The organism is Bacillus sp. HSf4, from assembly GCF_029537375.1.
GTDB classification, from domain to species: Bacteria; Bacillota; Bacilli; order Bacillales; family Bacillaceae; genus Bacillus; species Bacillus sonorensis_A.
Window position 1 is genome coordinate 2171879 of sequence record NZ_CP120679.1, and the last position, 11876, is coordinate 2183754.

Annotated in this window: 8 protein-coding genes; 5 read left to right on the forward strand and 3 right to left on the reverse strand. The window is 48.2% G+C overall.

Translation table 11 applies throughout. The features are described from left to right. Positions 1-12: 12 nt before the first annotated feature. Entirely contained in the window at positions 13-1887 is a 1875-nt protein-coding gene (locus P3X63_RS11065; RefSeq protein ID WP_051290413.1) for a hypothetical protein, read from the reverse strand. A gap of 206 nt (positions 1888-2093) precedes the next feature. Here P3X63_RS11065 and P3X63_RS11070 point away from each other — a divergent pair, with 206 nt between their 5' ends. From P3X63_RS11070 to P3X63_RS11085, 4 genes are all read left to right on the forward strand, one after another. Further along, positions 2094-3665, forward strand: coding sequence for an alkaline phosphatase family protein (locus tag P3X63_RS11070; RefSeq protein ID WP_277692862.1), 1572 nt, complete (start codon positions 2094-2096; stop codon positions 3663-3665). A 139-nt stretch (positions 3666-3804) separates the two neighbouring features. Further along, positions 3805-4281, forward strand: coding sequence for a MarR family winged helix-turn-helix transcriptional regulator (locus P3X63_RS11075; RefSeq protein ID WP_026587374.1), 477 nt, complete (start codon positions 3805-3807; stop codon positions 4279-4281). Beyond that, complete coding sequence (locus tag P3X63_RS11080; RefSeq protein ID WP_026587375.1) at positions 4278-6005, forward strand: ABC transporter ATP-binding protein; 1728 nt, start codon at positions 4278-4280, stop codon at positions 6003-6005. The genes P3X63_RS11075 and P3X63_RS11080 overlap by 4 nt, the downstream gene beginning before the upstream one ends. Next, the gene (locus tag P3X63_RS11085) at positions 6002-7828 is read left to right on the forward strand and encodes an ABC transporter ATP-binding protein (protein ID WP_026587376.1); all 1827 of its coding nucleotides are present in this window, start codon (positions 6002-6004) and stop codon (positions 7826-7828) included. The genes P3X63_RS11080 and P3X63_RS11085 overlap by 4 nt, the downstream gene beginning before the upstream one ends. 57 nt (positions 7829-7885) lie before the next feature. Here the strand turns inward: P3X63_RS11085 and P3X63_RS11090 are convergent, their stop codons facing one another. Then, positions 7886-9451 (reverse strand): alkaline phosphatase D family protein, encoded by a 1566-nt coding sequence (locus tag P3X63_RS11090; RefSeq protein ID WP_277692863.1) that lies wholly within the window; start codon positions 9449-9451, stop codon positions 7886-7888. Between the two features lie 397 nt (positions 9452-9848). On the opposite strand from P3X63_RS11090, the gene P3X63_RS11095 reads away from it, so the two are divergent. Beyond that, complete coding sequence (locus P3X63_RS11095; RefSeq protein WP_051290414.1) at positions 9849-11003, forward strand: cytochrome P450; 1155 nt, start codon at positions 9849-9851, stop codon at positions 11001-11003. 45 nt (positions 11004-11048) lie between these two features. Here the strand turns inward: P3X63_RS11095 and P3X63_RS11100 are convergent, their stop codons facing one another. Next, complete coding sequence (locus P3X63_RS11100) at positions 11049-11765, reverse strand: 3-ketoacyl-ACP reductase (RefSeq protein WP_026587379.1); 717 nt, start codon at positions 11763-11765, stop codon at positions 11049-11051. Between the last annotated feature and the right edge of the window lie 111 nt (positions 11766-11876).

The following is an 11876-nucleotide window of genomic DNA, read 5'->3' on the forward strand; positions in this document are numbered from 1 at the left end:
GTATTGGCGGCTTTATTTTTTCGGCATATCAAGACTGAACAAATAATCGATTAAAGCTTTTTGTTCCTTTTCGGAAAAGCCGCTTTTTCGATCGACCCAAAACTCATGCCCTTGTCCTGTCACTCTGACGGTTTGTAAATCGCGTGATGCTTGATTGCTTTTGACGACGCGCTTTCTTACATCCCTGTCGATCAATGACAAGAGGCTGTTGTAGGGATCGGCCGGTTTCCCTTTGGCTACGGTTTCGGGGATGCCGGCTTCGTCAAGCGAACGTCCAACCGCGGCGCCTCCGTCGTGTAAATACGGCGCACTCCAATAAAGTCCGATCAAACTCGGAACTTTGTAGCCTCCGGATGAGCCATCCTTAGCCCACGCCAGTTTGATTTGCTCCTGATCAAATTTGTTTGTCGGCACCTTCAGCACTTTCGCCTTGCCGCTGATCGGCAGCTTTGTGTCCGGCGCATAGATGAGGCTTTCGCCGAATAGTTTTTCCGTTTTTTTAAACGATTGCGCTCTTGTCGGCTCAGTGCCGATTTCTTTGACGGAGACGACCTTGTTGTTTGTCAAATAGCGTCCTGCATGGCAAGAAATGCAGCCCGCTTTGGCAAAAACGTCCCTTCCCCGCTTGATCGATTGACTGTCGGCTTTTGTCGGCGGATTTGGCGGTTGCAGCGTGTTTTGCCAAGCGGATACCGCATTGTTTTCTTCGTTCGCTTTCCTGCCCGGTGAGCCGACATGTACGCCATCCGGCGCAGCCAGCGAGATTTTCGGAAAACCCGGCGGTTTCACCATTTGATTGACGCCTGGAACACCTGGCGTAGGGTCATTCTTTTTGAAAAAGGCGGCAGGTGTCTCACCTTTTGCTGGATGATACCGGTATTTTCTATCTGCGGCACGCTGAAGAATGGTTCCGAGATAAACGTCTTCACTCATACCAAACAGAGCCCGGCTTCCCGGAGACTGTGAAAGGCTGTCCGAATTTTGCGCATGCACATTATTGCTGAACGCGCTTAAGCCTTTGAACGGACCGACCATGGCGGCCCCGCTCCAGCTGTAAGGATGATCCCCAAGTGTAAAAGCGTCCGGTATTTGGGTCGGATTGCTTTTCATATCGATTGTTGAATCGAAGTAGCCTTTCGGCCATTTCAGAAATACTTGATCAACTGCCGCTTCAAGCTGATCGGGATCGGGAAGGCGCTCTTTTTTTCCGTTTGCATGGGTCATCACAGGGCTATCATGATGAATGTATTGCTGAATGCTTTTGACTTCAGCATGTGTGAAATAAGCTGCTGAATTCGTCGCCAGCGCGAGCATCAGTCCGGTGTTTAAATCGGGATTCGTCACCCCTTCCATCACCTTCTTCGTTTTCGGGTCTGTCGTGGCGTGGCAGGCGGCACAGCTGATGCCGACTTTTGCTTTTCCTCCGGCATATTTGACAGGCATGCCGAGGGGTGCATAGGCTCCTTTTGCCACATCGATTCCGGTGTCGATCTTCTCCCCTTTTTTAAACGTTTCATCCCCGATTTTCACCGTTTTGGCCAGCTCGACCCGCAAGTTGGTCGTCCCTTTCCCTTTTAACGCCGCGATAGCTTTTGTCATATTCGCAACTGTGATCGGTCCGTCAAGGAGCCCGAGGATGTCCGTCAAAAAAACCTCATTACCGAACGTTTCTTGATAAAATGTTTTCCGTCCCAAATCCAGCAGCTGATCATCGACCTTCACCGCCCCATCACGAGATCGGATGTTGTCCGCCTCTTCATTTGAAACGAACGTCCCCCAAATATCGTATCCGTTCATCCGGCTTTCTTTTGCGACGACTTTTTCTTTCGGCGGCGTGTAAGCATATTCAGGTTCAAAATATCGCATGGCGATAAAAGCACTCACCATAAAAACCGCTATGATAGCTAAAGCGGTCAGCCATTTTCGTTTTTTCACTTTTATCCTCCTTTTAAATGATTAGATTTCCCCCATTTAAAAAAATGATCGTTAAAAAGGCCGGAAATAATGTAGAACCTATTTCCAGTTATAAAAGGGGCGTCCACCTGGGAAAATATGTGTTCAGTAACGCTTTAGGGGAAAGGAGTGAAGCCGTTTTGAAAAAGTTCATCATGATGTTTGCCGTTTTCTTATGCGCACTGATTATATTTATGATATGGCTTAACACCGGAGATGAAAAACAGGGACGGACCAATGAAAAAACAGCGGTTGTCAAAACTGCCGAAAAGCCTGTCATTGTACTGATCATCGATTCGTTAATGGATGTTCCTTTAAAAAAAGCGGTCAAAGAAGGGCGCGCTCCAGCGCTGAAATTTTTTCTTGAAAACGGCCGCTATGAGCCTGAAGTCGTGAGCGCCTATCCGACGATGTCTGTGTCGATTGACAGCACTTTACTGACAGGAATCTATCCCCATATCCACCATGTGCCCGGGCTTGTCTGGTATAACGAGAAGGAAAAGCGTCTCGTCAATTACGGCAGCGACAAAAAAGAGATGGTCTCACTCGGTCTCAAGCAAACGATCAAGGACGGAATGTATTCGTTAAATCATCGTCATTTAAGCACGAAGACGACAACGATCCATGAAGATTTAGAAAAACAGGGAAAACAGTCGGCCTCTGTAAACGGGCTGATCTATCGCGGGAATCACCGGCACGAGTTAAACATTCCGCCGCCGCTTAAACGGCTGAAGCTGATGCCGGAGAAGATGAGCATCAATGGTCCGGCGCTCTTTTCGCTCGGCCGGTTTGCCCAGCTGAATCCGGAGAACCGCGACCATCATATTTGGCAAAGGTATGGTGTGAATGACAAATTTACGGCGCAGGAAGTCTCTTATTTAATCAAAAAGCACAAGCTTCCGGCGTTGACAGTAGCTTATTTGCCCGATTTTGACCGTGTTGCCCATCAAAAAGGCCCGAACAACATGAATGGCCTTGAAAAAATCGATGAAGAGCTTCAGCGGATGTTAAGCACTTATAATTCATGGAGTGAAGCTTGTCAGCAGGCGGTGTGGGTGATCATGGGAGACAGCGGCCAGACGGTGATCGGAAAAGACAGAGATAAAGCCGTCATCAGGCTCCATTCCGTATTTGCTGATGACAGGACGGCCGATATAAAGGGTCCGCGGAATCAAGACCAGCTTATGTTTGCCGTCAACGACAGAATGGCATTTATTTATTGTATCGAGCAAAGCATGCCGGTTAAAGGAGCGGTAAATACATTGAAGAAAGACGGAAGAATCGGTTTTGCCGCTTGGAAAGAAAACGGCTGGATCTATGCCGATTCAAAGCAGGCGAAAGAGCCGCTTCGTTTCCGACCGGGTGGACGCTATACGGATTCTTACGGACAATCGTGGTCTATCGGCGGGGACTTCTCTGTATTAAATCTTTCAGTGAACGGGAGAATGCTCCGCTACGGGGATTACCCCGATGCCCTCGCCCGTCTTTACAGCGCCCTCCACTCCCACAGCGGCCGATACGTCGTCGCCGACGCGAAACCGGGTTATCAATTTGCCGCAGAAAAATCCCCTCTTCATCTCGGCGGAGGCGGACACGGCTCCCTCTATAAAATGGATAGTCTGGCACCGATGATCATTGTCGGATCGGATGAAGCTCCGAAACATCTTCGTCACGTTGATTTAAAAGAGTTTTTTATCCGATTGACCGAATAGCCTGATTCGTTCCTGAAGCGATCAGGTTTTTTCTTTTGTCCAGGGGTTCTTCGTTGACATTTTTTTGTTGTTCTTTGTAATATATTGATAGCTATTTAGTTTACTTACTTAATTAAATTTAAAAGAGCAGGTGCAAGCGATGAAACAGGATGACATCAGCCGGGAAACGGTTGAACAATTAATTCAGGCGTTTAGCCGGGTGCGTTACTTGGAAATGAAACACACGATTCCCTCTCAAGACTGGAAAAATAATGAAGGGAAAGCATTAATGTTTCTAAATGAAAATGCCGGAAAAGAAGGGAAAATGGTATCGGAAATCAGCCAGGCGCTGCACGTTACCTCCCCTTTTGCCACACAGCTTTTAAACCGGCTGAATGAAAAAGGACTGATTGACCGGCGCATGGATCAAGGTGATCGAAGGATCGTCCGGATTTTTTTAACCGATAAAGGTAAAAAAGCGGCAAAGGAAGTGAAAAAAGAACTCAATCAATGGTTCATCCAGCTGGCCGCTTATATTGGCGAAGCGGAAAGCAAACAGTTTGCCGAGCTAGTCCATAAAATGTCCGACTTTTTGGAGCTCGGCCTAAAAAAAGACGAAAAGAAGGTTGAAAGATGATATCTCTCTTAAAATTTTTGAAGCCTTATAAGCTGCAGGTGATTCTCGTTGCAGCTTTTACACTGTTCGGCAGTTTGCTTGAACTATATTTGCCTACATTAATGGCCGATGTCGTTGATGTCGGGATCGTCAACTCAGACATGGGATACATCCTCAAAAACGGTGTATGGATGATTCTTTGTTCTCTCCTGGCGATCATCATGACGGTCGGCAAAGCTTTTTTCTCATCCAAAACGGCCCTAGGCTTCGGCAGGGACATTCGGCGCAAGCTGTTTGTGAAAGTCGAACATTTTTCGCTGGAGGAGTTCGGGAAGGTCGGGTCCGCCTCCCTCATCACGCGGACGACAAATGATGTCAAACAAGTTCAAGATGTGCTCAATATGATGCTCAACATGATGACAAGAGCCCCGTTGATGTTAATCGGCGGGATTGTGCTGGCCGTATCAAGGGATGCAAAGCTGTCGATCATTTTCCTGGCGTCTCTTCCGATACTGGCTGGCTTAATTTTTCTGATTACTAGAAAGGCCGTCCCTCTGTTTGGCGTCCTGCAAAAAAAGACGGACCGTCTCAACCTCATCCTTCGGGAAGGATTGACGGGTGTCCGTGTCATTCGCGCATTTAATCGTGTAGATGAAGAAAAAAAGCGGTTTGAACAGGCAAACAAAGAATTTCGGGATACGGGAATCGCTGTTAACAGAATCATGGCCTTCCTATTTCCGGTGATGATGATCATGATGAATTTCACGAACATCGCCATCATCTGGTTCGGAGGAATTCGGGTTGATGAAGGCACCATGCAGGTCGGTAACTTAATGGCATTCCTGCAATATGCGTCCATGATCTTGTTCGCTTTGATCATGCTTTCCATGACATTCGTCATGATTCCGCGAGCGCAAGCATCGGCGGACCGCATCAATGAACTATTGATGATCGCTCCTAAAATCTCCGATCCAAAGCAGCCGACTGAAGATAGCGGGCTCTATGGCCATGTTGAATTCAAGGATGTCACATTCCGCTATACCGGCGCGGAAAAGCCTGTCCTTGAACAGATTTCATTCAAGGCAAAGCCGGGCGAAACCACCGCGATCATCGGCAGTACGGGTGCGGGAAAAACGACCATCCTGCAATTGATTCCGAGGTTCTTTGACATCGAAGAAGGGGCTGTGCTTGTAGACGGAATCGATGTGCGGAAGATCCCGCAAAAAGAGCTGCGCAAGAAAATCGGCTACGTGCCGCAAAAAGCTTCATTATTCAGCGGGACGATTCGCGATAATATCCGCTTTGGCAAAGAAGATGCGACTGAAGAGGAAATTCTTGAGGCGCTTGAAGCCGCCCAGGCCTCAGAGTTTATCGAAGGCAAGGAAAACGGAATCGACGCTTATATCGAGCAGGCCGGCGCCAATCTTTCAGGAGGCCAAAAACAGCGGCTTTCCATCGCCAGGGCATTGGTCAGAAAACCGGAGATCTATCTGTTTGACGACAGCTTTTCAGCGCTTGATTACAAGACGGACAAAAAGCTAAGAGACGCGCTGGAGAAAAGAACCGCCGACGCCGCCGTGATCATTGTCGCACAAAGGGTCAGCACGATCACGGAAGCGGATCAAATCATCGTCTTAAATGAAGGGAAAATCGCCGGGATCGGCACACATCAACAATTGCTTGCGGAAAACAAGATTTATCAGGAAATCGTCGCATCCCAGCAAGCTGAGGAGGAGAGCGCATGAGCAAAAAAGAAAATCGGCACCCCGGCTCATCCCCAGCAGGTATGAAGCCTGAAAAACCAAAGGAGTTTAAGAAAACACTCTTGAGGCTGGCCGGCTATTTAAAACCGCGGACTTTTCAGCTTGTGCTGGTCTTCATCGCGGCAATTTTAGGCACCTTGTTTAATGTCATCAGCCCAAAGCTTCTCGGTGATGCCACCTCCTCCCTTTTTGCGAGCTTTACGAAGGGAACCGGTGTTCAGTTTGATTTCCTTGGCCGGATTACGCTGACTTTGGCCGGTCTTTACTTGCTCTCGGCTTTATTTACATTTTTGCAGCAGTACATGATGGCCGGAGTGGCGCAAAAAACGATATTTGAAATGCGTCAGGAAGTTAATGAGAAGCTGACTCGCCTTCCTTTAAAATACTTTGACGGTCATTCGCACGGCGACACACTCAGCCGTGCAGTCAATGATATCGACAATATTAATAATTCGCTGCAGCAGGCGCTGACACAGATGATCACCTCGGTCATCACCATTGTCGGGATCATCATCATGATGCTCTTGATCAGCCCTTGGCTGACCCTTGTCGTATGTATCACCATTCCGCTGAGCATGATTGCGGTGAGGCTGATCGCTTCCTTCTCACAGAAGCATTTCAGCAGTCAGCAGCATGAGCTCGGCGCAATCAACGGCCATGTTGAGGAAATGTTTACAGGACACCAGGAAGTAAAGGCGTTCGGACATGAGGAAAAAGCGATTCAGCAGTTTGATGAAGTCAATGAACGGCTGTACCAATCCGGCTGGAAAGCGCAATTTATATCCGGACTGATGATGCCGATGATGACCTTTATCGGCAACCTCGGCTATGTTTTTGTCAGCATTACAGGCGGTATTTTTGTCTTAAACGGCGCCATGCTGGTCGGGGGCGTGCAAGCTTTTATTCAATACACCCAGCAGTTTTCCCAGCCGCTTGTCCAGGCCGCCGGAATCGCCAACACGATTCAGTCTGCGATCGCTTCGGCGGAAAGGGTCTTCAGCCTGTTGGACGAAGAAGAGGAAAAACAGGAAACACCTGCAGACATCGACACTGAGATATTAACCGGCGATGTGTCGTTTGAACACGTCGCGTTCGGCTATGACAAAGATGTACCGGTGATCCGCGATCTTCACCTCGATGTCGAAGAGGGCCGGACAATTGCGATCGTCGGACCGACCGGTGCGGGAAAAACGACGATTATCAATCTATTGATGCGCTTTTACGAACTGAACAAAGGTCGGATCAAGGTGGGCGGAATTGATCTTACCGAGCTCTCGCGAGAGCAGGCGCGCAGCATGTTTGCGATGGTCCTTCAGGACACCTGGCTTTTTAACGGCACGATCCGCGACAATATTGCGTATGGGCGTGAAAATGCGACAGACGAAGACATCATCCAGGCGGCAAAAGGCGCATATGCCGACGACTTTATCCGCACCCTGCCTGACGGCTATGACACGGTACTTGGCGAGGATGCGCAAAATATTTCGCAGGGGCAAAGGCAGCTCTTGACGATCGCGAGAGCCATTTTGGCCGATCCGAAGATTTTAATTTTGGATGAAGCGACAAGCAGTGTTGACACCCGTACGGAAATGAATATCCAAAAAGCGATGAACAGGCTGATGGATAACCGCACAAGCTTTGTCATCGCCCACCGCCTATCCACCATTAAAGATGCGGATCTGATTCTTGTCATGAATCACGGAGACATTATTGAACAAGGAACCCATGAAGAGCTGCTCCGGCAAGATGGTTTTTATGCTGATTTGTATAACAGCCAGTTTTCCCGGGAAGAAGCCGTCGGATAAGATTTTAGGCTGTGCCTGAAAGCGTGAGTGAAACGCTTTTCTGGCACAGCCTTTTCTTTACATGTCGGATGCCCGGCGGACGCCCGGCCGTCCATTTTCGCAAATAAATGAGGCGGCGGTAGTAATTGGTGCGCCCGGCCTTGAGACATAATCAAGCATTCGATAATCGGCCCGCCAAGATTGCGGCGTAACTGTACAGCGGACATAGCCGCGCTGATCGCTAAAAAATTTCAAATGAGGATTTTCCATAAAAAGGGTTTTGGGGTCCAGCGAACTTGCCCGGTCTCCTCCCGAGCTCACGGAAGTTCCGGCAAATTCAGCGCCCACTGTTGTGGAATTGGGGTTGTCAAAATCGCTTTTAATGTCAAATACCCAGTTGGTATGCACGTCACCTGTCAGGACAATCGGATTGGAAATATGCTGTTTTTGTAAAAACTCGACGACCTCGTTTCGTTCTGCTGAATATCCGTCCCATCCATCCATTGGTAAAATTTTCACATCACCGGCCTGGTGGTCGACCTGTGAAAAAAAGACCTGCTGGGCGAGTACATTCCAAATCGCCTGAGAACTGCGGAGTACCTCATATAGCCACCTTTTCTGCTCCTGGCCTAAGATGCTTCTTGAAGGATCGGTTGAATCAAAACTGGGCGGCTTATTGCCGTCATTATTGGCCTGGTCGTCGCGGTATTGGCGTGTGTCAAGGATGTTAAACTCGGCTAAATCGCCGTATGTGACTCTCCTGTACATTTGCATATCCGCTCCCTTCGGAAGCGACGAAGTCCTGAGCGGCATATGCTCATAGTAGGCCTGATATGCACTTGCCCGTCTCAGAATAAAACGATCAGGAGATTGATTTTTTTCAGGAATGAGTCCGGCGTAATTGTTTTCCACATCATGGTCGTCCCATGTGACGATCCATGGAAACAGTGAGCGGGCCCGCTGATAGTCGGCGTCAAATAAGTACTGGGCGTGGCGCGTTCTATAGTCTTCAAGCGTTAAGGTCTCCGCGCCTTTATGGAGCCGGACATTCTTGGCTGCTGTCCCTTGGCCGTATTCATAAATCGCGTCACCTAAATGCAAAACGAAGTCAAGGCTTTCTTCCGCCAGTCGGCGGTACGCCGTATAGAACCCCTCTTCGAAATGCTGGCAAGAGACAAACGCAAATGCGAGGTGATCCACTTTTGCCGTTTGGAGAGGAAGTGTTTTTGTGCGGCCGATTTGGCTGGTTTCATAGCCGGCATGAAAACGATAATAATAAATGCTGTCAGGATCCAGCCCGTCTACTTCGACATGGACAGAATGGGCATACTCGCGCTTGGCGGCCGACTCCCCCTGTCTGACGATATTCCGGAAGTCGATATCTGTGGCAACTTCCCATTTGACCGTCACATCTTCCGGGGGCATCCCTCCGCCGTTCAGCGGCTCAGGGGCAAGGCGTGTCCACAGCACGACGCCGTCGGAGAGAGGCTCGCCTGAAGAAACGCCCAAAGTAAACGGATAAGCGGTAAACTTCGGAACTTTCTCCGCAGCTGCTCTGCCCCCCGGTTCTTTTGCTGTCGGTGCACCGCCTGACATTCTTTCATGAAATGCTTCCAGATACCTCTTTGAAATATTTGTTTTCATTACACAGTCCCCTTTACGATTCATAATGAAAAACAGTCCAGAGGCTTTATAACCGGCTTTTCACTTCTCATTCTCTTTTGTAAGCGCTATCAATCCTTTCATCTTTTAAAATGTGATGCTATTTTAAATCTAGCAGACATCGCCTTGAATGTAAATAGATTCCATGTCCTTCCCGCTTAAAGATGAGAAGTGATCAGCCCTACTCTTTTTCTCTTTATTAAAAGCGTTACTTTTGTCTAATTGACAATTTCTTCATAGTATGTCCGTTGAAAAGGGTATAAAAATAGTGATAACGTAAACATATGAACCGGTTCAGGCATGTAAATAACGAGCTTATAAAGGAGAGTTGACCGTGGCAAAATCCATACAAACCAACCGATATGCCAACTGGATTCCAATGAAAGAAATCCGTGCAAATGAAGACCGGCTGTTCCCGTTTCCGGTTTATAACAGACTTCGGCAAACAGAGCCGGTGCGTTATGATCATGATCGCCAGTGCTGGGACATATTTTCGTATGAAGATGTTCAATATGTGCTGAAAAACCCTAAGCTTTTTTCTTCAAAACGCGGCGGTGATATGGAGGGAAAAAGCATATTAACAATGGATCCCCCAAGACATACAAAAATGCGGGCGATCGTCAACAAGGCTTTCACACCGAAAGCCGTGAAACAGCTTGAAGCGCATATTGAAGAAGTCACGGCTTTTTTGATCAATCAAGCCGAAAACAAAGAATCGTTTGATGTGGTGGATGATTTGGCCGGACCGCTTCCGGTTATTATCATTGCTGAACTGCTGGGCGTACCGGCAGAAGACCGGCTTATGTTTAAACATTATTCAGACATCCTTGTTTCCGGTGCGAAAGACAGCTCTGATGAAGCGGTCGAACAGATGAACAAAGAGCGGGACGAAGGCAACCGATTTTTAAAGGAATACTTCAGAGACATTATCAAGCTGCGCCGGAAAGAGCCGAAAGAAGATTTAATATCGCTTTTGATTCAGGCGGATGTCGAGGGCGAATCCTTGTCTGAAGAAGAATTGCTCAGCTTTTGTATACTCCTTTTAGTCGCGGGAAATGAAACGACAACGAATTTGATTGCCAATGCCGTCCGCTACTTAACGGAGGATGTCAAGGTACAGGAAACGGTTCAGAACGACCCATCCCTCGTTGTCCAGCTTGTCGAGGAAACGCTGCGCTATTATCCGCCCGTACAGGCGATTGGCCGCGTGGCGGCTGAAGACGTAGAGATCAAAGGCGTCCCGATTCAAAAAGGAGAATCCGTCATCAGCTGGGTCGCTTCAGCTAACAGGGATGAAACAAAGTTTAATGACCCTGAAATCTTTAAGCTTGACCGCAAGACAAATCCTCACATGAGCTTCGGCTTTGGCATTCATTTTTGTCTTGGCGCTCCCCTCGCCCGTCTGGAAGCGAAAATCGCGCTCTCTCACCTGCTGCAAAACTTCCGGATGGAAAGGGAACGGACAGAAGTGCTTGAAGCGATTCAGAGTCCATTTGTATTCGGGGTTCGCCATCTTCCCATACGGCTTTCATAAAAATGAAAACAGGACGGGTTTAAAAACCCGTCCTTATCGTTTGACTTATGGATTTGTAGACCACATGCCCGCAGATTTAATAAAAATGCGCGGATGCAGTTTAAGCTGGGCTACCATAAATTCAGCGAGATCCTCCGGCTGCATGACGCGTTCAGGGTTACCGTCGGTTAATTTTGAATCGATGGCTAAATCTGTTGCAACCGTGCTCGGCGTAAGGGCGCTCACTCTGATGTTGTGCTTTCTGACCTCTTGCATTAACGATTCGGTCAGCCCGAGCACGGCAAATTTAGATGCGCTGTATGCGCTCGTTCCCGCTGCTCCCCTTTGACCCGCTGTTGAAGAAATATTAATGATGTCCCCCGCTTTTCTTTCCACCATTTCAGGTAAAACGGCGCGCGTTACATTGTATACGCCCATCAGGTTGACCTGGATGATTGATTCCCACTCTTCCGGCGTTTGTTCAAGAAACCCTGCAAATCCTCCGATACCGGCATTATTAATGAGGATATCAATCTGGCCGAGTTCCCCTTTAATGGATTGGACTGCGCTTTCCACCGCTTTTAAATCTTTCACATCAGCTGTGCTGACAGACACTTTTACACCGAAAGGCTTCAATTCTTCAGCCGCTTTTTCCAGATTGGCTGTCGTGCGGCCGATCAGGCCGATATGGACGCCTTCTTTTGCCAGTGCGATCGCAGCCGCACGGCCGATTCCTCTGGCCCCGCCTGTAATAAGAGCTGTTTTGTTTTGTAAAGATTGCATGACGAAACTCCCTTTCTCTATGTAAGTCACAAGGAAAATTATAATGAAACCTTGCAAGAATAGGCAAATAAAAAGGTTTGGATCACCTGCCCCATCATCAGGACGTACTGC